20 protein-coding genes are annotated in these 23,869 nt (G+C 63.2%); 9 read left to right on the top strand and 11 right to left on the bottom strand.

Annotation, left to right across the window (positions count from 1 at the left end; all coding sequences use genetic code 11):
- The first annotated feature begins 166 nt into the window (after positions 1 to 166).
- Together ABWP89_RS09095 and ABWP89_RS09090 are read left to right on the top strand one after the other, a co-directional pair.
- Positions 167 to 751: a DUF2306 domain-containing protein gene (locus ABWP89_RS09095; protein WP_353228766.1), complete on the top strand. Its 585-nt coding sequence runs from the start codon at positions 167 to 169 to the stop codon at positions 749 to 751.
- A 149-nt stretch (positions 752 to 900) separates the two neighbouring features.
- Complete coding sequence (locus tag ABWP89_RS09090) at positions 901 to 1,686, top strand: MipA/OmpV family protein (protein ID WP_353228765.1); 786 nt, start codon at positions 901 to 903, stop codon at positions 1,684 to 1,686.
- A gap of 45 nt (positions 1,687 to 1,731) precedes the next feature.
- On the opposite strand, the gene ABWP89_RS09085 is transcribed toward ABWP89_RS09090, so the two are convergent.
- From ABWP89_RS09085 to mhpA, 8 genes are all read right to left on the bottom strand, one after another.
- Positions 1,732 to 3,006 carry an amino acid permease gene (locus ABWP89_RS09085; RefSeq protein WP_353228764.1) on the bottom strand — a complete coding sequence of 425 codons (1,275 nt, stop codon included), beginning with the start codon at positions 3,004 to 3,006 and terminating at the stop codon, positions 1,732 to 1,734.
- A gap of 247 nt (positions 3,007 to 3,253) precedes the next feature.
- Entirely contained in the window at positions 3,254 to 4,048 is a 795-nt protein-coding gene (locus ABWP89_RS09080) for a dimethylarginine dimethylaminohydrolase family protein (protein ID WP_353228763.1), read from the bottom strand.
- Between the two features lie 91 nt (positions 4,049 to 4,139).
- The gene (locus ABWP89_RS09075; RefSeq protein ID WP_353228762.1) at positions 4,140 to 5,573 is read right to left on the bottom strand and encodes a DUF6880 family protein; all 1,434 of its coding nucleotides are present in this window, start codon (positions 5,571 to 5,573) and stop codon (positions 4,140 to 4,142) included.
- A 41-nt stretch (positions 5,574 to 5,614) separates the two neighbouring features.
- Positions 5,615 to 6,610 carry a DUF2891 domain-containing protein gene (locus tag ABWP89_RS09070; protein ID WP_353228761.1) on the bottom strand — a complete coding sequence of 332 codons (996 nt, stop codon included), beginning with the start codon at positions 6,608 to 6,610 and terminating at the stop codon, positions 5,615 to 5,617.
- Entirely contained in the window at positions 6,607 to 7,557 is a 951-nt protein-coding gene (locus ABWP89_RS09065; protein ID WP_353228760.1) for a DUF979 domain-containing protein, read from the bottom strand. The genes ABWP89_RS09070 and ABWP89_RS09065 overlap by 4 nt, the downstream gene beginning before the upstream one ends.
- Positions 7,554 to 8,225 (bottom strand): DUF969 domain-containing protein, encoded by a 672-nt coding sequence (locus tag ABWP89_RS09060; protein WP_353228759.1) that lies wholly within the window; start codon positions 8,223 to 8,225, stop codon positions 7,554 to 7,556. The genes ABWP89_RS09065 and ABWP89_RS09060 overlap by 4 nt, the downstream gene beginning before the upstream one ends.
- Positions 8,222 to 11,722: a hydantoinase B/oxoprolinase family protein gene (locus tag ABWP89_RS09055; RefSeq protein WP_353228757.1), complete on the bottom strand. Its 3,501-nt coding sequence runs from the start codon at positions 11,720 to 11,722 to the stop codon at positions 8,222 to 8,224. Before ABWP89_RS09055 ends, ABWP89_RS09060 begins: the two co-directional genes overlap by 4 nt.
- A 217-nt stretch (positions 11,723 to 11,939) precedes the next feature.
- Positions 11,940 to 13,505: a bifunctional 3-(3-hydroxy-phenyl)propionate/3-hydroxycinnamic acid hydroxylase MhpA gene (gene mhpA / locus ABWP89_RS09050; RefSeq protein ID WP_353228755.1), complete on the bottom strand. Its 1,566-nt coding sequence runs from the start codon at positions 13,503 to 13,505 to the stop codon at positions 11,940 to 11,942.
- Positions 13,506 to 13,904: 399 nt separating this feature from the next.
- Here mhpA and ABWP89_RS09045 point away from each other — a divergent pair, with 399 nt between their 5' ends.
- The 7 genes from ABWP89_RS09045 to ABWP89_RS09015 all read left to right on the top strand — a co-directional run bounded on the left by ABWP89_RS09045 (position 13,905) and on the right by ABWP89_RS09015 (position 21,486).
- Entirely contained in the window at positions 13,905 to 14,294 is a 390-nt protein-coding gene (locus ABWP89_RS09045; protein WP_353228753.1) for a c-type cytochrome, read from the top strand.
- 7 nt (positions 14,295 to 14,301) lie between these two features.
- Positions 14,302 to 14,850: a hypothetical protein gene (locus tag ABWP89_RS09040; protein ID WP_353228752.1), complete on the top strand. Its 549-nt coding sequence runs from the start codon at positions 14,302 to 14,304 to the stop codon at positions 14,848 to 14,850.
- Positions 14,847 to 16,490: an FAD-binding oxidoreductase gene (locus ABWP89_RS09035; protein ID WP_353228750.1), complete on the top strand. Its 1,644-nt coding sequence runs from the start codon at positions 14,847 to 14,849 to the stop codon at positions 16,488 to 16,490. The genes ABWP89_RS09040 and ABWP89_RS09035 overlap by 4 nt, the downstream gene beginning before the upstream one ends.
- Positions 16,487 to 16,996 (top strand): DUF6152 family protein, encoded by a 510-nt coding sequence (locus tag ABWP89_RS09030; RefSeq protein WP_353228749.1) that lies wholly within the window; start codon positions 16,487 to 16,489, stop codon positions 16,994 to 16,996. Before ABWP89_RS09035 ends, ABWP89_RS09030 begins: the two co-directional genes overlap by 4 nt.
- The gene (locus ABWP89_RS09025; protein WP_353228748.1) at positions 16,993 to 17,862 is read left to right on the top strand and encodes a hypothetical protein; all 870 of its coding nucleotides are present in this window, start codon (positions 16,993 to 16,995) and stop codon (positions 17,860 to 17,862) included. Before ABWP89_RS09030 ends, ABWP89_RS09025 begins: the two co-directional genes overlap by 4 nt.
- Before the next feature lie 296 nt (positions 17,863 to 18,158).
- Positions 18,159 to 20,435 (top strand): TonB-dependent receptor, encoded by a 2,277-nt coding sequence (locus tag ABWP89_RS09020; RefSeq protein WP_353228747.1) that lies wholly within the window; start codon positions 18,159 to 18,161, stop codon positions 20,433 to 20,435.
- Between the two features lie 100 nt (positions 20,436 to 20,535).
- The gene (locus ABWP89_RS09015; protein WP_353228746.1) at positions 20,536 to 21,486 is read left to right on the top strand and encodes a quinone oxidoreductase family protein; all 951 of its coding nucleotides are present in this window, start codon (positions 20,536 to 20,538) and stop codon (positions 21,484 to 21,486) included.
- Between the two features lie 94 nt (positions 21,487 to 21,580).
- Here the strand turns inward: ABWP89_RS09015 and ABWP89_RS09010 are convergent, their stop codons facing one another.
- The 3 genes from ABWP89_RS09010 to ABWP89_RS09000 form a co-directional block, all read right to left on the bottom strand.
- Complete coding sequence (locus ABWP89_RS09010) at positions 21,581 to 22,261, bottom strand: nuclear transport factor 2 family protein (RefSeq protein WP_353228745.1); 681 nt, start codon at positions 22,259 to 22,261, stop codon at positions 21,581 to 21,583.
- Between the two features lie 73 nt (positions 22,262 to 22,334).
- Positions 22,335 to 23,174 carry a hypothetical protein gene (locus ABWP89_RS09005; protein ID WP_353228744.1) on the bottom strand — a complete coding sequence of 280 codons (840 nt, stop codon included), beginning with the start codon at positions 23,172 to 23,174 and terminating at the stop codon, positions 22,335 to 22,337.
- A 62-nt stretch (positions 23,175 to 23,236) separates the two neighbouring features.
- Positions 23,237 to 23,671, bottom strand: a complete 435-nt coding sequence (locus ABWP89_RS09000) for a DUF6152 family protein (protein ID WP_353228742.1) — start codon at positions 23,669 to 23,671, stop codon at positions 23,237 to 23,239.
- Positions 23,672 to 23,869 lie beyond the last annotated feature (198 nt).

Raw genomic sequence — 23,869 nt, 5'->3', positions numbered from 1 at the left:
TCGCCGTTGCGCATAAGTAGATCGCCCGGATCGGAGGACGACCATGCACTGCCCACCACCTTCCATCCATCACGGCTGGCCCATTGCCGCGGGGCTGCTGGCACTGTGTTTCATTCCCGTCACGGCAGGGGTGATACGGTTGCTGTCACTGGCGGCGGGCGGTCCCGTGACCTTCGCCAACGCCCGCTTTTTCGCGAACCCGCTGCCCGTGCAATTGCACATCATCAGCGCCAGCCTGTTTTGCGTGGTGGGTGCGTTTCAGTTCTGGCCCGGCTTTTCCCGCCGCTTTGTGCGCTGGCACCGGATGGCGGGGCGTTTGCTGGCACCGGCCGACATCGTGGCAGGACTGTCGGGACTGTGGATGAACCAATTTTACCCCTACGGCCCGCATGATGGCGTTTTGCTGTATTTTTTCCGCCTGCTGTTTGGATCGGCCATGGTTCTGGCCACGCTCCTGGGGGTTGCCGCCATACTGCGCCACGATGTTGCCCGGCATCGCGCATGGATGATCCGGGCCTATGCCATTGGCCTGGGCGCAGGCACCCAGGCCGCCACGCAACTGCCGTGGATCCTGCTGATCGGCGTGCCGGGTACATTGCCAAGGGCGCTGTTGATGGGTGCCGGTTGGGTTCTGAACCTTGCCATCGCCGAAGGGATCATTCGCCGGCGGGCAAGTTCAACCAACAGCGTGCGCGTGGCGGCACCGTACGCGCCAGATTTCAACAATACTGCGACGAATTATCCAGCCTGAGTAAAATATTATAAAATACAGATTTACCGTCTTTAAGCGACGAAAAAATTTGTCAATATAAACGAAATCAGAAATTTAACGTCAATATTTCAGCACATTTCCGCTGAAGCGCATTTTTGCGCCCATAAAAATCAAACGGGGAAAATATCATGAATAAGACAAGCACTCTTGTTACCATCGCCCTGATGGCGACGTTCAATAGCACAGCAAAGGCACAAGACGCCGGTGTCCACGGCATGGTCGTTGCCGGCGTGGCCGACGTTCCGGAATATGAAGGCGCCGACCGGCAAAAGGTTGTTCCGTTCCTGATCGGGCGGATCAATGACGGCAACCGGTATCTGGCGATCGAAGGGCCTACGCTGCGCGCCAATATCGTGGACAGCAAATGGGTGGAATTCGGCCCGCAGATCAGCGTGACCCCGCGTCGCGGCAGCCATATTCATTCGCGCGCGGTCGCGCGGCTGGGGACTATCCAGGATGCCGTTGAAGTGGGGGCGTTCGCCGCAATCGCGCTTTCCATCACAGCCAAAGACCGCATCCGGATCGCGATCGATGGCGTCCAGGATGTCAGCGGGGTGCACAAGGGCTGGCTGAGCACGGCCAGTGCCAGCTTTGAATCCACGGTCAGCCCCAGACTGAGCCTGTCCGGCGATGTGAAAGTGACTTATGCCAGTGCCGACTATGCCAAAACGTACTTCTCGGTCACGCCCGCCGGTGCGCTGTCCAGCGGCCTGTCACCGTTCAAAGCCAAAAGCGGCATCAAAGATGTCGGCGCCTCGGTCAACATCAGCTATGCCATCGATCGGCGATGGTCCCTGTTTGGCATCGGCGCCTACCGGCGGCTGGTGGGGAGCACCGCCGAAAGTCCCATCGTCAAAAAAGCTGGCAGTGCCGACCAATTCGTTGGCGGCCTGGGCATAGGCTGGTCATTCTAAAACGTTGTGTGCCAGGCGTCGGGCCGGACTTGCTCATCCGGCCTGTCAGCCCCCTGCCCCTTGCATCACTTTGGTTCTGGCAGCGCCGCGCATCGACCAGTAAATCGGCACACCGGCCGCCAGCAGTGCCAGCCCCCAGGCATCGGCGCGCAGCCCCAGGCCCCACACCATCCACGCCACATAGCCTGCCGCAACCGCCGCGGCCACGACCACGGTCCGTTCACCGCGCACCAGTTTCAGCGCCGCCAGCGCGCTGGCGAAATAGGCCAGCATGGCCGCGGCCAGGCTTATTTCCATAACCGCGGCGAACAGGCTCGCGGTGCTTCCGGAATAGTTCAGCAGCATGACGACGCTCAGCAGGATTCCCGACAGCACGTGGGCGCGGGCCGGCGTGCCTTGCGGGGTTTCGTGCGCGAACCATGCCGGGAACACTTTGCCGCGCGCCATGGCCAGCGGCATTTCGCCCTGCAGCAGGGTCATACCGTTGAGCGTGCCCAGCGCGCTGACGGCGGCAAACAGGGCCATGCCACCGGCCGCCAGCGGCCCAAAGCTGCGCCCCAGAAAATCGGCAATGGGCGCGGGCGATTGCGCCAGCGTTTGCGACGGCACAAAATACAGCAGTGTCGCGGCAATCGAAAAATAGACCACCCCGGTAAAGGCCGTGCCCAGCATGGTTGCACGCGGTACGGTGCGTTCGGGGTCGATCACTTTGTCTGCGGGCACAGTCGCCGCTTCGACGCCCAGAAAGCCCCAGAACGTCAGCGCGGCGGCCTGGGCAATCAATCCGCCGCTGAGGGGCACGGCGAGCGGAGCAATCGCAGTGACATGCGCCGCCGGCAGCAAATACCATGCCCCCAACAGCATCACCAGCGCCAGCGGCACCAGCTTCGCAATCGCGGTGACCACTTGCACATGCCCGGCCAGCGCCACGCCGCGCACGTTCACCCAGACCAGTGCCCAGACCAGCACCAAAGCGGCGCCTGCCGCCAAGGCCGGCTGGCGCAGGAACACCAGCGGGCTGCTGAGCGCGCTGATCGCCGCCACCGCAATCGCGGCATTGCCCGTCCACACCGAAACCCAATAGCTCCATGCCACGGCAAAGCCTGCGCCGGGACCAAACGCCGCCGCGACATAGGCATAAGGCCCGCCCGCCTTGGGAATTTTCGCCGAAAGGCGCGCAAACACCCAGGCCAGCGCCATCGCGCCGATGATCGTTACCGCCCAACCGGCCAGCGCATTCATGCCAAGCGGCGCCAGCGTGGCCGGCAACAGATAGACGCCCGATCCGATCATGTTGCCGACCACCAGGGCGAGCGCCATGCCGAACCCGAGAGCGCGCTTGCCAGTTGCCATTGCCAGATCAGCCCCCCAAACCCGGATCAGATGTTATACCAACTCGCGCAAAGCGCGACTCATACCGCCCGCCCCGCCTCCCGCGACGAAGATCACGAAAACGTCCGGGGGACGTTTTCGCTGAGGAGCCGACCACCAACGATACCAGTAGGTTATGGTGGTCGGGTGGGGAGGCGGGGCGGGCGGTATGAGTTCACGTCAGTGAACTTTGGTATTAGAGTGTCGGCGTAAACCGCAACGACAGGCACGACATGCCGCCATCGATTTTGGCGCATTCGGAATTGTTTACGGTGACCACATGGTATCCGCGTGCGGCCAGAATGTCCGCCGTTTTGGGAAATCCCGCCGGCATGATCACCGTGTCGTTGACGCGGATCGCATTGGCACAGGCCTCTTCCCCATCAGCGGTTTCAATCACCGTATAGTCCGCAAAACAGCCGGAGGCATTCAGGAGTGGCGTCGCCAGGATGGTTTGATGATCCAGCAAGGAACAATCGGTTTTGAAATGCAGCACGCCCGGCGGGGTGATCACTTCGCGCACGTGGTGCCCCCAGGCCTTGGCGATCTGCGTCAGTTCGGCAATGCCGGCGGCATCGGTTCGCGCCGAACGGCCGACCAGAATTTCGCGTTCGGTTACCAGAATATCGCCGCCTTCGACAAAACCGGGACCGGAAATCACCGCAATGTCATCGAAAAATGGCGCCAGATGCGGGGCCATCGCGCTCGCTTCACCGCGCCTGGTCACCGCCCCGGGGCGCAGCACAATCGCGCCTTGCGGCAGGCACAGCGCGGTATCCTCCACAAAGCAGCAGTCCGGAAATTGCTCCAGCGGCGGCAGTTCGACCACCGTCATCCCGGCATTTTGCAGCGCCGCGATATATTCGCCGTGATGGGCGCTGATACGGGCGAAATCGGGATTCCCCTGGTCAACCGCGCGCAGTCCGTCGCAGATCGTGGTCGGCGGGCGACGGGTAATGGCATGGGTAAACTGATAGAAATAATAGGGCATCTGCGCACTTTCAGGAATTTGCGATGCACGGCTCTAGCCTTTGGGCCCACCCTGCGCCAGCAGCGCGTGACCGCGTGACATGCACCGCCGTTCAGGCGTTCCAAAAACCGCTTCTGCGGCCGTGAAGACGCCGCAAATGCGCCACATAGGCTGCGTGGTCCCGACGGTCGCCAAAATCATCGATGCGTTTGGAGAGCTGTTCACAGGTTTGCAAATGCCGGGCAGCATGCCCATAGCGCTTGTGCCGCGCGTGAATGAGCGAAAAGTCGATCATCGCGCGCAGCATCAGGGTCGCTGCGAAAGGATGGCGCTGTTCCAGAGCATCGGCAGCAGGCGTCAGCACGTCATAGCGATTACCGTCCAGCTCACCCTGACGGGCCAGAACCAGCTTTGCGGCCAGATCGTGAGCAGGCCAGTTGATCAGGAATGCCAGCGCCTGGTTGAAATCCGGGTGCGCGGAAACATAGGCCAACGCGCGCATTTCTGCTTCTTCATCGTCAAAATCGGGCAGCCGTTTGATAACGGCGCGCAGATAGTCGGCGTTCAAACTCTGCTCAAAGCCGGCCCAGCGTTCGGTCTGGGCGTCATCCGATCGTCCCAACGCATCCAGCGTATCGATCCGCACACTTTGCCAATCGGGCCAGTGCCCGCCCTTGCGGAACCGGGGTTCGGCCGTACCCAACGCCGACATCGCCTCCACCGCCCGATCGGCACCCAACAGACGCTGTGCGATGCGCGCAGCGATGGCCGGGTTGGTGCGCTCTTCCGCTGAAAAGCACGCGGCATAGGCATCGACGTCGCCCAATGCGTCCGCGATTTCGGTCAGCGCGGACTGGATGGTACGCGCATGATTGCCGGCGTCGCCATCGTCGTCAGACAATGGGCCGGAATTGCCCAATCCGATCAGGCGCCGCTCATCCGGCCTCGGCCTGGCCGGGGGTCTGGCTGCCAGTTCGCTGAACCTGGCTTGCAATATTTCCAGCCCGTCGCGGCCCAGTGGCATGGCCATCAGCGCGATCAATCCGTCAAACTGGCCGTGATCGTTGGCGCAGACGCCCTGAAACACCCGGTCGGCCAGCGTTGCCGGGGCCAGCCTCGCCTGCACCGACACAACGCCAAGGTCGGCCAGCGCCAGGCTGATCACACTGCCAATCACGCCGTTGCTGTCATCGCACCGCGCATAGATCGAAGGCGCCATGGTCAGGATGCGCCACAGCAGGTCAAACGCTTCGACCGGGTTGGTCGGTGCGACATGGTCCATGATCGCAGCACGCTGCATCTCGATGTCCTGGGCAAGCGGCTTGATCTTTCGCCAGTCGACAAACGATCTGGATTTGGCAATCGTGGCGAGCCGTTTGCGGATTTCTGCGGCGACATCGCTGCCACCACTGCGGCTGGCCAGTTCCAGTCGCAGGCGTCGCTTTGCCGCAGCATCGCCGGTCGCCAATTCCAGCAACAGGTCCGCCAGGCGCTCCGCGCCCAGCGCGGCCAGGTTCTTTGCGTTCAGGGTCTTTTCGGATGCCATCGCCGTTCCTTTGCAAGCCGGCCATGGCCGGTCAAGCCAGCTTAGCGCGGCGCCACCGGCGCCCGGCACAATGCCAGCAGCGCGAATGTGGCCAGCCAGTGTTCGCCGGCATAATCCCCGGCGACATGCGGCAGCGCGGCATCCAGATGGCGCTGACCGGCAGCGTTGAGCCCAGCCACGCGCGGCGACGGGGCGATGACCGCAGCGATCGAAAACATGCACCAGCTGCGGCTGAGGTTCAGACCGTCAAGATGCGCGATTTTGCCATCGCTGCGGTCAGAAACTTCGACCGGCTGGAACCGGGCCATCGCCGGTTCGGGCAGAAACCGGTCGAACCAGGCGGTGAACTGCGATGGTTCCATGACTCGGCTCATCAGCAGCGCCGCCGTCAGCGCGGGCGACAGAAAGTCGTCTCCGCCCGGTTCCCACCCGCGATAATCCCGTTCTTCGCCAAAGGTCCGCATGGCCCACAGGTCAATCGCGTGGGTCAGTGCGGGCCTGCGATCCAGCGACCATTCGCGTGCCAGCACCAGCGCAAAGGCGGTGTTGGCATGCGTGCCGACCGTGATCGGATAGGTCAGCTTTGACAGGTAAACCATGAACCGGTCGGCAATTGCATCCGCCAGCGGTTGCAGCGCAGCGGCCCAGCCGCGATTCTCATGCCGGCATGCTTCATGATGCAGCGCCAGCAGCCAGGCCCAGCCATAGGGCCGCTCAAAACCCGCCGCCAGCGGCCGATCGAGATAGGCCCGCTCTGCCAGGCCATTCGCCACTGTCATACGCCGATCGGCCAGCGCGGCGATCTCTGCCGCCGTTGCAAGGTCGGGAAACAGCCGGTGCAAGGTCAGCAATGTCCACCAGCCGTGAACGCAACTGTGCCAGTCAAAGCTGCCAAAGAAAATCGGATGCAAGGTCCGCGGCGGCAACAGATCACCGTCCGACGACAGCACTTGATCCAGCTTGTGCGGATATTCGCGGCCGACGTGGCCCAGCGCGATGCGCGCAAAATGCGTCGCCAGGGACGGGTTCAGGTTCATTGGAACGCCTCCAGCCTGATAATCAGGATGTTGATGAACAACACCAGCAGTGCGGTCGCGGCCTGTGCCCTGATCACGCCATGGTGGTCCTTCAGTTCCAGCAATGCCGCCGGGATCAGGTTGAAATTCGCCGCCATCGGCGTGATCAGCGTGCCGCAGAACCCGGCCAGCATCCCGACCGCCCCGATCACCGCCGGATTGCCATGGTCATGCTGGATCAGCACCGGCACGCCGATGGCGGCGGCCATCACCGGAAAGGCGGCAAACGCGTTGCCCATGATCATCGTGAACAGCGCCATGCCGACCGCATAGACGATAACCCCGGCCCAAATGTTGTCGGCAATCATCGATCCGGCAAAGCTGCCGATGATCCTGCCCACCCCCGCCGTGGCGAACACCACGCCAAGCGCGGCCAGCATCTGCGGCAGTACTGCGGCCCAGCCGATCGCATCGAACAGGCGTCGTCCTTCGTTCAGGGGTGCCAGCGCGGGCGGGCGCAACCAGACGAACACCACCGCCAGCGCCAGCACGACGCCCGCGGCCAGAAAGACATAGGTTTCGCGCTTTGGCTCGATCCAGCCGGCGTGCCCGAGCGGGGTGTATGCATAGGCCAGCGTGCCGATCAGCGCACACAGCGGGACGATCAGCGCCGGCAGGAACAGCCGGTTCCCGTGGGTGACGGACAGGGCCTCGCGCTCACGGTCCGACGTTGTCACCGGATGGCTGCGGCCGAGCAGTTTGAAACCGCCGATTGCCACCAGGCACAGCACCAGTACGCCATTGCCAAAATCGCCGATGCGGTCGCCCACCAGCAGGCTTATCGCCAGCAAACCGCTAAACGCAGCCGTGCCCAGCCGCTGCGGGTTTGACCGATCGCCCAGGGCAAGCATCGCAAAGCCCGCAAACATGGCGCCGCACAGCGCGTAAATCCAATCCAGCGTGATCATCGCGCCATCCGCCCCAGCCGGGCACTGAACCGGCGGATGACCAATGTGTGCACCACAAACGCGGCGATGGCAGTCGGAATGGCCCAGACCGTCAGTTGAAACGGGGTCAGGTCATAGCCATAGGCGTTGAGCGTCTGCTGAATCAGCACGATCGAGCCGATTGCCACAAAGATGTCCTCACCAAAAAACAGCCCGATATTGTCGGTTGCCGCTGCCATCGCCTTCACCTGGTCGGCTGCGTCATCGCTCAACGGGCCATGTTCGCGCGTCGCTGCGGCCAGCGCCATCGGCGCGACCAGCGGACGAATGGTCAGCACGTGACCGGCGGTAGACTGCAGCCCGACCGCCGAAATCACCTGACGATAGGCAAGGTAGGCAATCAATAGTCGCGCAAGCGTTGCCCCTTTCATGGCGCCGATCAGGCTGGCCGCACGCTGTTGCAGCCCAAAGCGTTCAAGGCTGCCGATAACCGGCAGGACAATCCACAGCACCCCGAAAATGCGATTGGCGTTGAACGCCTTGCCAAAGGTGGCGATGACGCTGACCAGGTCCATCCCCGCCAGCAGGCCGGTAACGAGCGCTGCACCGGTTACCACCAGCATCGGGTTTACCCGCAGGACAAAGCCTGCGGTCACCAGCAGGATGCCGATCATCGGCCAGGCATTCATCGATCAAGCCCGCCAAATCCGCCGCCGCCCGGCGTTTCGATAACAAACCGATCGCCCGCCTCCATCGTGACCGTGGCGCAGGCCGGCAATGCTTCGATGGTGCCATGGCGCCGCACCACCCGGTTGACGCCCGGCAGGCCATCGCCGCCCCCGCACAGACCGCTGGGCGGCACTGCCCGCCGGTTGGCCAGGATGTTGGCCTGCATCGGCGCCAAAAAGGTGATGTCGCGGATCACGCCGTCGCCGCCGCGGTGCAGTCCATTGCCGCCCGATCCGCGCCGTATGCAAAATCGTTCGATCCTGACCGGAAATCGGGATTCCAGAATTTCCGGATCGGTCAGCCGGCTGTTGGTCATATGGGTCTGCACCGCGTCGGTACCATCGTGGTCGTGACCGGCGCCCGATCCTCCGCAAATGGTTTCGTAATATTGGTGGTGGGCGTCGCCGAAGGTGAAATTGTTCATGGTGCCCTGGCTGGGGGCAAGCCTGCCGGTCGCAGCGAACAAGGCGTCGGTCACCACCTGGCTCGTCTCGACATTGCCGGCGACCACGGCTGCCGGCGATTGCGGACACAGCATCGATCCGTCGGGCACGATCAGGGTAACGGGATTGAGGCAGCCCTGGTTCATCGGGATCGCATCATCGACCAGCGTGCGGACAACATACAGCGCGGCGGCGCGGGTGATGGCGGACGGCGCATTGAAATTGTCGGCCAGTTGTGCGCTGGTGCCGCTGAAATCGAATGTCGCGCCGCGCGTCGCGCGATCAATGGTGATCTTGGTGCGAACGACCGCCCCATTGTCCATCGCATAGGAAAACGCACCGTCATCGAGCCGGTCGATCAGCCGCCGCACCGATTCCTCTGCATTGGCGATGCAATGCGCCATATAGGCGCGCAACACCGGCTCGCCCTCTTCGCGCGCGACCGCGACCAGCCGTTCGGCGCCGCGCGTGCAGGCCGCGAGCTGCGCCTTCAGATCGGCAATGTTGCGATCGATCTGGCGTGCCGGGTGCGGGCCGCGTGCGAACAGGGCGCGGCACTCCGCTTCACGCAAGCGACCCCGGTCGACCAGCAGCGCGTTGCTGATCAGCACGCCTTCTTCATCGATTGTCCGGCTGGCGGGCGGCATCGAACCGGGTGCAATACCGCCAACATCGGCATGGTGCCCACGCGCGGCAACATAGGCATCGGGATCTGTGCCCGCGCCATAAAACACCGGCACGATGACCGTGATATCGGGCAAATGGGTGCCGCCGCGATAGGGATCGTTCAGCATATAGGCGTCGCCCGCAAACATGCCCCGGCCATCGCGCGCGTTTCCACGCGCGGCGATGATGGTGCGGATGCTTTCCCCCATCGATCCCAGATGGACGGGAATGTGCGGCGCGTTGGCGATCAGCGCGCCGCTATGGTCGAACACGGCGCAGGAAAAATCGAGCCGTTCCTTGATGTTGACCGAACTCGCCGTGGCCTGCAGCGTGGCGCCCATATCCTCGGCAATCGCCATGAACAGGTTGTTGAAGATTTCCAGCCTGACCGGATCAGCGTCAGTGCCCGCCGCGCGCTGGCGCACGATTGGCACGGAGCGCACCAGCAACAGCGAACCGTCGCCCTGCCTGGCGCCGGACCAGCCCGGATCGATGACGGTGGTGGAACCGATCTCGTGCACGACCGCCGGCCCGGTCAGCACCTGTTCCGCCGCTTCGCTTGCCACCTCTGACACCCGACCATCAGACACCGGGAGATTGGTGCGCCCGACCGCCTCGGCGACCAGCGCCTCGACGATCACGTCGGCAGCGGGATCGGCATAGCCAAAACGCTGGCGGTGCAGCCGATGGAATTCGGCGGTCATCGCGGCGCGTTCCCCCACATCGAGCTCGATCGAACTGTCGCTTGCCGCCAGCCGCAGACGCGCGCGGCGGGTGACCGCGATGCGATCCCGGGCAAAGCCCTGGGCGGCAATCTCTGCATGCAGCGCGGCCACCATTGGCCCGAACGCGTCGTCAAACGGCTGGTCGAGCGGCTTCAACCAGCTCGTCTCGCGGATTGCCTTCACATCGGCAAGGCCGATGCCCTGCGCAGACAGCAGACCGGCCAGCGGGGGCACCAGGATGCGGGTCATCCCCAGCGCGTCGGCCACCGCACAGGCAAGCTGGCCACCGGCGCCGCCGAAACACACCAGCGTATAGCGTGTGACGTCATGCCCGCGCGCGATCGAAATACGACGGATCGCCGCCGCCATGTTGTCGACCGCAATCGCCAGAAACCCGCGCGCAATGTCCTCGATCGACATCGGCCGGGGAAGCGTTTGTGCGATGGCCGCCAATCGCGCGCGCGACGCATCCATGTCGAGCGGTTGATCGCCAGAAGGGCCGAACACCGCCGGGAACTGCGCGGCGACGATGCGCCCGGTCACCAGGTTGCAGTCGGTGACCGTAAGCGGACCACCATTGCGATAGCAGGCCGGACCCGGCCAGGCGCCCGCGGATTCGGGACCGACGCGAAAGCGCATCCCGTCAAACCGGCAGATCGATCCACCGCCGGCCGCCACGGTATGGACCTGCACCATCGGCGCGCGGATCGCGCACCCGGCCACCTGGCTTTCCTCGGCCAGTTCCAGGCGTCCGGCGTAATGCGAAACGTCGGTCGAGGTTCCCCCCATATCAAAACCGATCAGGCGGTCTTGCCCATGCGCCTGGCCGGCCGCAACCATGCCGATGACACCGCCTGCCGGGCCCGACAGGATCGCATCCTTGCCGCGAAACCGGTCCGCGCGGGTCAGCCCGCCGTTGGACTGCATAAAGCTGAGTTCGCAGCGCGCACCCAGGCCAGCGGCAACCCGGTCGACATAGCGGCGCAAGATAGGCGAGAGGTAGGCGTCAACCACCGTCGTGGCAGCGCGGGGCACGAACCGGATCAGCGGCGCGACTTCATGACTGGCAGAAACCTGCGCAAACCCGGCTTTGCGCGCCAGGGTCATCAACCGCTGTTCATGCGCGGGATGGGCCCAACCATGCATCAGCGCGATGGCGATCGCATCAAATCCATCGGCGCGCAGATCTGCCAGCAATGCTGTCGCTGTCGCGTCGTCCAGCGCGCGCAGCACTGTCCCCTGTGGGTCGATGCGCTCGTCAATTTCAACCGCGCGATCATACAGCATCGTCGGCAGCACGATATGGCGCGCAAAGATATCGGGCCGCGCCTGGTTGCCGATGCGCAGGGCATCGGCAAAGCCGCGCGTCGTCAGCAGCGCAGTCCGTTCGCCCGTGCGTTCCAGCAGGGCGTTGGTGGCCACGGTGGTGCCAATGCGGACAGCGGCAATGGCGCCGCCCTCGGCGTCCACAATCCGGCGGATGCCTTCGATCGCGGCGTCGTCATACTGGCCGGGATTGACCGACAGCAGCTTTGCCACACGCTGCCGCCCATTGCTGCTGTGCGCTACAATATCGGTAAACGTGCCACCCCGATCTATGGCAAAAGTCCAGGTAAAGTTCACCTTCGAATCCCATCAGGCACTGACCCGGCAACGCGGCGCCGCGCAGGACCATGCCATGCCAATTCGCGTTGGGCGAGCCGGGCGTCGTCATGCCAGTGGAAACCGCACGTGCATCAAAACCACGCAGCGGATTACCCGGGGCGACAAAGCGGCATGGCGAAACGGGTGGGCAGAGGTATCAGTCGAATGGAACACGCTGCCCGAATGGCAGCCGCTGTCACGCCGATGCGACGTCCGGCACCGCCACAAAGCCGCGCAGCGCCTGAAGCAACGTTTCCGCGCCAGCGCGTCCCGATGCGGCGCCGAACACATAGAAATCGGGCCGCACCAGCACGGTATCGGCGCCGAGCTCTGCAAACCAGCGGGTGAACACGCCAGCTGTATCGGTGATCACCGAGCCCGGGGACACATCGACGCTGACCCCGCGCAGCGCCGCGAACAGCGCCGCGGATTCAGGCGAAAGCATCGCCGCCGGGTCCCCCAATCGCGACACCAGTTGAAAGCCGCTGCCGACCAGATCGTCGATATGCGCAAGGTTTCCATCGCGCGCCAGGGCACCACCATGGCCCAGCGTGCCGCCTGCCTGATCGGGCAGGGTCATGCCGGGGCCGAGTAACGGCAATATCCCGGACGATGGCGGCGGGGCACCGGCGGCGCGCGCAGCCATCATGCCGGCATCGCGTGCCGCGGCGGCGGCCGGGTCGAGCACGCAAATCACTTTGCCCAATTCGATCGCATTCATCACCCACGCCCGCGCATGATCAGCGCGTTCGGTGCCGTAACTGTCGAGCATGGGTTCGCTCGCCAGACCGCGCACCGCCAGGTCGATCCGCCAGGCCAGTGCTGCCGCATCGCGAAAACCGGCGCACAGCCCCTGCCCGGCAAAGGGCGGCGTCAGGTGCGCGGCATCGCCCGCGATAAACACCCGCCCCTGCCGCCAGAGGTCTGCCACCGCGCCGCGAAAGGTATAGACCGCGTGGCGTTCCAGGATCGCATTGGCGGGTGTCAGGCCAAAGGGGGCGAGCAATTGCCAGGCGCGCTCGACCGAATTGAGATCGGCCAGCGTTTCGCCCTCCAGCGCCATGAATTCCCAGCGCCGGCGCCCGGGCCCGCCCGGCACCATCGTTGTCGGCCGCAACGGATCGCAGATCTGCACGGCCAGATCGTCATCATAGGGCAGCCGCTGTCCCGGCAACGGCAGGACATCGACCACCAGCCAGTCGGCCTTGAACCCCAGATCGATCAGCGACGCGCCGATCCCGGCGCGTACCGGGCCGTTGGCGCCATCCGCGCCCACCAGATAACCGCCGCGCAAGCCAAGCTGCCCGTCCGCATCGGGAAAGCGTTGGGCCGAAACACTGACACCATGGTCGTCCTGCTGAAACCCGGTCACTTCATAGCCACGATGGACCGTGATCAACGGTTCTGCCGCCGCCGCCGCATTAAGCACCTGTTCCAGCTGCGGCTGGCTGAAAATATAGCTGGTGCGAAACCCGCTAAAGCTTTGTTCGGTCCAGTCGAGCACGAACAGCGTTTCGCCCTTGGCGCTGCGCCATTGGTATTTGCCCGGCGACGACAGAAACGGCGCCATCGGCCCCATCAGGCCCAGCAGATTGAGGATGCGGGCAACCTCGTGATCAAACGCGATCGCGCGCGGCAACGGATAGATCGCCGCGTGCCGTTCGACGATCGTGACGCTGCGCCCGGCGCGCGCCAGCAGCAGTGCCAGGCAAAAACCCACTGGCCCACCGCCGGCAATGATGACGTCTTGTTCGGGGGACATTGCAATACCTTTTGCGCGAGGGGGCCATTCACGGGGACGCCGGAATTGCGGCGATGACCACTGCCGAATATGACCGAACCGTCAATATCGAACTATATAGTCAGATTCCCAAGAGCCTAACAAGCCCCCAATCCGGGCAATTTGGCGCCAGCGTATCGTGATCTGCGCCGATCTTGCCAGGGCGCGTGGCTGGCGCACCACAGGCGCGCGGCGCCCCATCGCACACCGATGGAGGTTGCAGGCAATTCATGCACCTATGTTGCACGGGCGGTGCTGTTACCGTCGCTGGCAGAGGGTTTTTGCAGGTTCGCAGCTGGCGCGCCGGGTGGTCCCTTCGCCGTTTGTTACCGAACGGTCCGGCATTGCGACCGGACGCATGCAGGACATCGAATAAAGCGAATGCAAGTCTGGCCGTCGGCGCTGCTGCTGGGATGCATCGCCAGCATGCAAACCGGTGCCGCCACGGGCGCGCCGGTGGCCGACGCTGCGCCTGACGCCGGCGCTGCGGTCTATGGCAAATGGTGCAGCGATTGCCACAGCACTGCCGGGGGCCCGGGCAGCATGGCGCTGGAACGCAAATACCACGGATCGCTGCCCGCCATCCTGAACCGGCGCAGCGACCTTTCGCCCGAATATATCAGCCAGGTGGTGCGCCATGGCGTGTCGTTCATGCCATCGTTTCGCAAGACCGAAATCAGCGATGCCGAACTGGACCGGCTGGGCACCTATCTGACGCCGAGGTCACTCCGCAACCATCGACGCCCGGCACGCGCCACCGGTGGGGAGTAACCGGCACATGCCGTCCAGACGAACCGTCCTGGCATCAGGCGCGGCCTTTGCCACGGTGGCAATCGTGCACGGTGACGATGCCCGCGCGGTCACGGTAAGCGCCGAAACGTTCGCGCGCCCGATCGATGCCCTGCTGATCGACGCGACGCTGGCACTACCCGGCCAACTGGCGGCGCTGGTGCAAAGCCGCAACCCGCGTTTGCCGCGACGGACGGTCCGGCTTGATGCCGCAGACTGTGATGATCTGGGGCGCATGCTGGGCCAGGCATCCGCGATCATCGGCATCAGTTCGGGCGCGACGCTGTTTTGCCTGGAACGGATGGCGTGGGATCACGGCTTTCGCCTGACCGCGCGCAGCCAGCGCGCGACCAGCGATGTCGCCGTCCTCCATGATCTGGCCGCGCTGGTAGACGGGAACCTGCCTGCCAGTGCTGGCACACCCGCACAGTTCCGCGCCTATCGGCCAGCGCGGGGCGATGGCCTGATCCACCTTTGGGCCATGCACAAACCGGCTGATCGCCCCTTGCGTGCGGCTGTTGCGGAGATTTCGGCATGATCCCGCCACCACAGGTCAGCGTGGCGGATTTCGCCGCTGCACTGACCGCGTTCGCGCGCATTGTCGGTGACCAATGGGTGTTCACCACCGAAGCGGATCTGGACCTTTACCGCGATTCCTATTCGATCATGTGGGGCGAAGCGGACGAACGCACGGCCTCTGCCGCGGTGGCGCCCGACACGGCGGAACAAGTGGTCGATCTGGTCAAAGTGGCCAACCGTTACCGCATCCCGATCTACCCGATTTCGACCGGCAAGAACCTGGGTTATGGCGGCGCCGCCCCGGCACTGGCCGGCAGCGTGGTGCTCGATCTGAAACGGATGAACCGGATCGTCGAGATTGACGAACGCAACGGCTATGCCGTGGTCGAACCCGGCGTCAGCTATTTTGACCTGTACAACCATATCCAGGCCAAGGGTCTGAAGCTGTGGATCGATTGCCCCAGTCCCGGTTGGGGCAGCGTGATGGGCAATGCGCTGGATGGCGGCGTGGGGGTTACCATGGCGCCCTATCGCAACCATTTTGAGGCGCAGTGCGGGCTGGAGGTCGTGCTGCCCGATGGTCGGATGATGCGCACCGGCATGGGCGCGATGCCAGGCGCCAAAACCTGGCAGCAGTTCAAGCCCGGCTTTGGCCCGCGCATCGATGGGCTGTTCAAACAATCGAACTATGGCGTGGTCACCAAGATGGGCATCTGGCTGATGCCCGCGCCCGACGCCCACGCGACCGGTGTGGTAACCGTGCCCCGACATCGCGACATCATCCCGCTGATCGACATCATCGGCCGGCTGGAACAAGCCAAAATCGTGCAGGGCCTGTGGAACCTGTCGAGCCCGATCACCGGCACCCCCGGCAACGCCGCGCACGAAGCCGGCCCGCCCGCACCGCCCAGCCCCACAATCATGGCGATCCTGAACGATCCGTCCGGCGCCGACATGGCCAGGCTGGAAACGGTCGGCACCGCGATGGGCCTGCCGTTCTGGGCCTGCGAATTCAACCTTTATGGCCCCCAAAAGCTGATCGCGGCGCAGTGGGAATGCATGTGCGATGCGATGGCCGCAATCCCCGGCGCGCAATTCCGGCTGAACCCCATTCAGACCCTGCCCCTGCCGGTCGAAACCCAGCGCGCCACGCGCGACCTGGGGCCGTTTGGCATTCCGACATTGAAAACATTCGATCTTGGCCCGATGCACGAATTTGATGGTGAGGATGTGGTCGGCCACGTGTTCTTTTCGCCGGTCATCCCCCGCACGGGTGAGGCCGCAATCGCGGCGATGGCGGCGTTTGCCGGTATTGCGCGCAAATACAACATCCCCGGCCCGCCGCTGCCGGTGCCGTCATCGATCTTTGAACGCGCGTTCCTGTTCGCGATCGGGCTGCCGGTGACCCGGTCGCCGCTGGTCAATGCCAAAATCCGGGGCATTTTCCGTGAACTGGTGGCGATCGCCACCGCCAACGGCTGGGGCGAATACCGCACCGCGCCGGCGTTTTATGACATGATCATGGACACCTATTCGTACAACGACCACGCGTTGCGCGACTTTCTGGGGACGATCAAGGACGCGGTCGATCCCAACGGCATCATGTCACCCGGCCGCTATGCGATCTGGCCCCGCCATCTGCGCGATCACAAGACATGACCATACCCGACACCCCATCACCCGAAAGCGAGCATGTCATGAACACCACACGGCGCCACCTGTCCCGGCCATGGAAACTTGCACTGGTTGCGCTGGCAACGGTGTGGACCCAGACCGCCAACGCCCACCATTCGTTCGGAAAATTCGACATGGGCAAACTGACCACGCTGTCGGGAACGGTACGCGAATTTACCTGGGCCAATCCGCATACCTGGCTGATCGTGATCGTCAAACGGGCCAATGGCACGACCGAACAGTGGGCGCTGGTGGGATCAAGCCCCAACATGATGAGCCGGTGGGGCTGGAACGCGGCCGATATCAAGGTGGGCGACAAAGTGGTCGTCGATGTTCACCCCGGCCGTGATGGCACCCCCATCGGATCGCTGCAGACAGTGTTTCTGACCAACGGCAAAGTGCTGGCCGATCCGGCCGGATCGACCGGTCAGGCGCTTGCCGGCGGCCCCGGCCATTTGCCCACCAAACCGCAGGGACAACCCTACAAATGATCGACATGGCAGCGCCCCGGCGCAAAACATCGGCCTTTCGCCTGCGCGGTTACGCCGCTTGCGCGCTGGGGGCACTGGTCCTGATCGCCGCGCCCGCGCTGGCGCAGGACACGGCCGTGCCGCGTACGGCGGAACAACAGGCGCAAAGCTGGCAGGAGATCGCGCGTCTGCCCGATTTCTGGCAGGGGACCTGGCAATCGATCAGCCCGATCGCCGACGATTTTTCCACCACGCCCGATTACACCGCCTCGGCACAGGCCTATATCAAGCAATACAAGCCGGCCGAAGACAGCCCGTTCACCAATTGCAAGCCGCTGGGCATGCCGTTTGTGCAGAACATCGGCGGCATGCCGATGAAGTTTTTCCAGACGCCCGGCATGGTCGCGATCTATATTGAATCATCGGGCATGACGCGGTTCATCCATACCGACGGCCGCACCCACAGTGAACAGCCCAATCCCACCTATCTGGGGGAATCGATCGGCCATTGGGAAGGCGATACGTTTGTCGTCGATACCACCGGGATTGCGCCCGATACCGTGTTCCAGCTGGGTCGCGACCAGCGTGCGCTGGCGCAGGGTGATCATTCGCCGATTGCCGGGGTGATCTTCGGCCCGCACGGCCCCAATCTGCGGCTGGTGGAACGGATGCACCTGGTCGATTTCAACACGCTGGAAATTCAGACCACGCTGTACGACGATACCGTGTTCAAACAGCCCTATGCGCTGCCCGCGCGGCGGTTTCTGCGCGGTATCGAACGCCGCAACGAACCCCAGGAATGGGCGTGCACCGACAACCGCGATTACCTTGATCCGGTAACCGGCAAGCTGGAACTGAACGTCAAGGACAAGGCGCAGAACCACTGAACTTTGGCGGAATGGCGCGGCTGATGGTGGTGAACAGCACCCCGGCCGCGCCATCTGCCGCGCCGGCGCCGATCGAAATGCTGCACGCAAAAATTGATGCACCTATCTTGTCTGCCAGCGCACGTTAGCGTCGCAGCCACATAGTCGCCTGTCAGGCGCGTTTCGCGATCAGCTTTGCGACGCCGTGGGGGCTCGGCAATTGCTGTCGTCGCCCCTGGCAGACCAGCACCACGGACCTTTGCGGGTTCAAGACACAAACGACCGGCCACAAGTCGGTCATGGGGGAGGGAAAAACAATGCGCCATATTCACCTGCTGTTGTCGACGTCGCTGTTGGGCTGCGTCTTGGCCGCACAACCGGCCTTTGCCGATGATGCCGCCGGCGCTGCTCCTGCCAATGCTGCACCAGCGACGAATGACAGCACGATCAGGGAAATCATCGTCACGGCCGAACGCCGGTTCAACACGGCGCAGAAGACCGCCGCGGCAATCAGCGTGCGGCCCGGTGACCAGCTGCTGCTTGAAGGCCGTTACGAGCTGAAAAGCATCCTCGAAGACGTGCCCGGGATTTCCGGCGGCGCCTCTGGTTCCACCAACACATCACTGGCCGGTGGCACCGACAACCCTGCGACTGGCCTCGTCATCCGCGGGGTTCAGTCCAACTCCGGCGTTGGCGGAAGCGCGACCTCCACCTCGTCCGCTGCGGCCATTTATGTCGATGACGTCTATAACGGTGTCGGTGGCGGCTATGACATCGCCCAGGTCGAAGTGCTGCGCGGACCGCAGGGTACGCTCTATGGCCGCAGTGCGACTGCCGGCGTTGTCGCCATTCATACCATTGATCCCGACACCAAAAAGTTTGGCGTCAAAGCTACGGGAGAGATCGGCAACTACAATTTGTATCACTTCGTCGGCGAAGTGAACCTGCCGATCATCACTGACAAGCTGGCCCTGCGCGTTTCGGGCAACTATTTCGAACGTGACGGCTATTATTCGAAACTGGGCGATGCCCGCCAGAGCACAAGTTTCCGGGCCAAGCTGCTGTGGAAGCCGACCGACAATTTTTCGGCGCTGTTCGGCTATGCGCAGGAATACAACGTCACCCACACCGGCGGTACCGGGGTTTCGCAGCGCAGCTCACCCACCGATTTTGTTTTCAACGAAAATGCCGTCGGCAACGGGCGCAACCATTCCCGCCAGTTCTGGGGCAATTTCAATCTTGATCTGGGATCGGTCGCGCTGACCTATGTGCCGGCCTTTCGCACGTTCTATCAGAACGCGACGGCGGTGATCCGCACCCCACCTGGCCCCGGCGCAACCAACATCGACAATCCGGTGATTACCACGCCCGATGATTTCATGACGCATGAAATCCGCCTCCACAACACCGATGCGGGCGCGGCGTTCAAATGGCAGGTCGGTGGCATGTACTACCGGAACACGCTGAGCGAAATCAACAACCTGTTCAATTACGATCTCGGGCCCGGCGGCAGCTACATCTTCAAATCGTCGACCCACAAGGTCACGACGGCCGAGGGCCTGTTTGCCGAGGGCACGTATGCCTTTGCGCCGGACACGCGACTGACCGCCGGCATCCGTTATGATCATACCCAGATTACCATCGACCAGAATTACACCAGCTTTACCGGCATTACGCAGTCACTTACCGGGGCGGACCGCAAGGCATCGTTTGACAACATAACCTATAAAGCCCGGCTCGAGCACGATCTGACCCCGCGCAATCTGCTGTATGCAGCGATCTCGACCGGTTTTTCGCCGGGCGACAAGGCTTTGACCCAGGACCCCACCGGCCAGCCCAAGCCGATCGTGCTGAAGGCCGAAACGCTCACATCCTACGAAATCGGGTCCAAAAACCGTTTCCTCGACAACCACTTGCAGATCAACGTCGCAGCATTTTACAACAATTACGCCGGCTATCAGACCGCGGGGATCAACGTCGCACCGCCCGGGCCGATCCGGATCTTTGAAAATATCACCACGCCGGTAAAGGTCTATGGTGCCGAACTCGAAGTTGAGGCGCGTCCATGGCAAAATGGCACTTTTGGCCTCAATGCCTCTTACAACCACGCCCGCTATGGTGATTATGGCGCATATGACAGGTTCTTTTCCAATCATACCGTATCGCCATCTGCGCCGTTCCGTCTGACCGCGTCCTATGATCACCGCGTTGTGCTGGGCGAAAATGCTGCGCTGATGCTGCGGGCGGCGGTGCGCTATGTTTCGGCCCATGACAGCACCCGCATTACAAAGGCACAGGCGGGATTGGACCCCACGGTACCGCCATTCCTGGCGATTGCTGCACCCGGCGCCACGCCCTATATCCGGGTTCCTGATGCGGCGGTGATCGACCTTAATGGCACCCTCGTTCTGGGGTCCAACGTGTCGATCACGGCCTATGCCCGCAACCTGGCCAACAAGCGCTATCTCCCCGACAACTGGAACGTCGCGACCGTGCTCAAGGGCCCGACCGACAGCCAGCCGATTGTGGTGGTGTCGCAGAACACGCTCAGCGACCCGCGCACTTTCGGCTTGATCCTGAACGTCAAATATTGACCGGTTTGATCGTTTGAGTGGCACGCATAGCCGGGCGTCGAGCCCGGCTATGCGTGTTTATGGGTTCGGGCACGTGGCGCGATCGAGAGGGTATCGAACTATGAAATCCGCCCTGGTTGCAGCTGCCGGCAACACCCCGATCTATGCCGATCACGCCGCTCCGGTCGCGCACGCCGGGGAATTGCTGATCACCGTCGCTGCTGCCGCGCTTTACCCGCTGGTGCGCGCGCGCGCTGCCGGGCACCATTACAGCGCGGCCGGGCTCTATCCGTTGATCCCGGGTGTGGACGGGGTCGGGCGAACCCCGTCCGGGGACCGGGTCTATTTCTCGCTGCCGCGCGATCCCTTTGGCGCGATGGCCGAACAGACCGTGGTGGCGGCCGATCGCTGCACACCGGTCCCGGCCGGGCTCGACAATGCCATGGCGGCTGCGCTGGCCAATCCCGGCATGTCATCGATGGCTGCGTTGAAAGATCGCGCGCAATTTCAGCCGGGTGAGGCCGTGCTGATCAATGGCGCCACCGGTGCATCCGGCCAGTTGGCGGTGCAGATCGCCCGGGCGCTGGGGGCCGGACGGATCGTTGCCACGGGCAGAAATCGGGCGGTGCTGGAACACTTGACCACCCTTGGGGCGGACGAAACCATCGCGCTGGACGCTGATCCGCAAACCATGGCGACGCGCTTTGAAGCGCTGTTTGCCGGCGGGGTGGATGTCGTGCTCGACTACCTGTGGGGGCCAAGCGCACTCACCCTGCTTAGGGCGGCGGCAAGGGCAGCGCGGCCGGGCAAACCGATCCGCTTTGTGCAGATCGGCACCGCCAGCGGGCTGGAAATCAGCCTGCCGGGTGCCATCCTGCGGTCCTCGGGCCTTGTCCTGATGGGGAGTGGATTGGGCAGCGTGTCAAACGCCCGGCTGCTCGAACGGATCGGCGAAGTCCTGCAACTGGCCGCCACCGGCGGATTGCAATTGCCCATCCGCGCAGTGCCGCTGGCCGATGTTGCCGCCATGTGGTCGGACACCGCGGGACCGCGTACGGTATTCATGATCTGATTTTGATCAGGACGGTGATGTCCTCCGTCCGCCAGTCTGCCGTGCCTGCCCCCCCCGGCGATCCCGCAGGTTCGCCAGGGGTTGCAACCAGTGCCTACTTGACGCCGATCACCGTCGTGCGCTGCAGAATGCGCCATTCGCCGTTGCGCTTTTCCAGAACGTCATCGTAGTGCCCGGGCAGGCCGACCACGGTCTGCTTCGTCTTGAGATCCGGATACACGCTCATGAAATAGCCATAATGCGTGGCGCGGGTCGCGCTTTGAAATTCAAAGTGATGGCTCAGCGCCAGATGCCAGGGCGGATTGCCATTGCCGATCGCATTGACCCCACCGGGTGCCGGAAGATGCATTCCCGGCGGCGGCATGGACATTCCCGGCGGCGGCATTGGTGCGCCGGGGGGCGGCATTGGTGCGCCGGGGGGCGGCATGGGCATTCCGGGTGGTGGCATCGGCGTACCGGGGGGCGGCATGGCTCCCGGTGGCGGTGGGCCAGCTTCTGCCTGCCGATAGGGCATCGCAAAACGCAGGCCAGGTTCGGGCACGGCGATTATCTGTGCTTCGGGCCAGAACGCCCGGTCAAACCGCGCCGGATCGTGAAGTTCCAGCCCCAGGGTATAGTTGTCGACCGCATCATTGACCCCGACCCAATCATCGACCGTGGGTTTGTACGCTGGGGCAGCGGCGCTTTGGGCTGCTGCCTGGGCATGAGCCCCGACGGCGGTCGTCAACAAACACGCCCCGACAATACCGGCCAGCAATTTCATTTTGCGATTCATCGTACCCTCCCCGCAGCATCTTTATGACAATCAGGAACAATCCGGACGCCAGCATGACGTCTGGATCACATTCCTAGTGATTGTCGTTTTCTTTCAGTCGCTTGAGGACGACGGCGGGGTCTTCTTCGATGGTCTTGTCCTGGATCGGATCAAACGCCAGGATATTGGCGGTGCTGCACACCCATTCGTGGGGAATGCCTTCCTCACCGCGGTTGCGTTTGAAAATCTGCACCGGGCTGGAAACGTAGGGCTTTTTCCAGATGGTATCGTCATAGATCGTCAGCTGGTCTTCCAGCGTGTCGGCATCGACCAGCCGGATGCGCTCAACCATCCGCATATTGGGTCCGTGCGGGCCAAAAATCGATTCCGGGGGAAGGATGAACATGCCTTTGCCCTGGCCGGGCAAATCGCCATATTGCGTCAGGATATCGGCAAAGCCGACACTGTCCACAACCAGCGTATCGCCTTCAAAATGCCCGATAGAATCGCCCAGATACGTCGGATTGGGGCGATCGGGGTGCTTCGAATTCAACCGGATGAAGCGAGTCATGCTGGTATTTTCGATGTAGATCGCAATCATGCCCGGTTCGTAAAAGAACTTCAGCGGGGAACCCAGGCGTTGCACGATCGGCATCCCCGGGGTCTTGCAGGTTGCGCCGGCAAACGGGATGTCCTTGATGGGTTTGAAGCGCGAAACATAGGCCTGCGCCTCATCCGTATAGGGGGCATCGACCGGGTGATCCAGGAACGACGTCACACTCTGCCAATTGCCCGAAAAGAAATCAGGCAGTTTGGTAACTTCGGCCCAGGTTGATCCGGTCGGCGCCGCCGGCGCCGCTGTTTCGGCGGCCGCCGGCATGGCCAGCATGGCCGAACCAAGCGCGATCGCCAGCACTATTTTGCGATTTTTCATGATGCGATTTCCACGGTTTTTGCAATGTGTCTTCGGGCGGCGTCAACAAGCAACGGGGCCAATCAACGGGGGTGCGGCGGGCCACCTGGGCCGAGCAGGCCCGGCGGCGGCGCACCGGCCGCAGCCTTCAGCACGCGGCCGTTTGCCAGATGCACATCACCCAGCAATCCGATGTGATTGCCATGACGATCGGGGTTTGCAGAGCAGGTGACTTTGTCGCCCGGCTTCATGTCGGCCGCATTCCAGCCACCGCGCGCCAGCATGCCCGTGCTGCCACCTTCCAGCCCCCAGATTTCCTGGGTGCCGTCGGGTTTGGCAACACGAATATACAGCCAGGAATGCGGGTTGGCCCACAGCCACTTTTCAACAGTGCCGGAAACGGTGATCTGCTTTGTCATGTCGAACACGGCTGCGGAATGGTGCGCCGACGCATGGGGTATGGCGGTTACAAACAGCAATGCTGCCAATGCGCCCGAAATCCGGGTTGAAATATGCACTTTCACGGCCTTTTTGCCTTTCGAAGGTTTCCGGCATGTCGTCATTTGCGCATACCGTCAGTGGATCGCCACGATTCATCCCACCGAACGGCCGGCAAAGATAGGTGCCACAATTGGGTCCGGCGCTCGCGCGGTAGCCAGACAATTTTTGCACCTAACCGGGATCGGCACGCGCGCATAAGCCGGTTGGGATACAGC

This window comes from Novosphingobium sp. (assembly GCF_040398825.1).
In the GTDB taxonomy this organism is placed as follows: domain Bacteria; phylum Pseudomonadota; class Alphaproteobacteria; order Sphingomonadales; family Sphingomonadaceae; genus Novosphingobium.
This window is presented reverse-complemented; position numbering and strand designations above follow the sequence as displayed.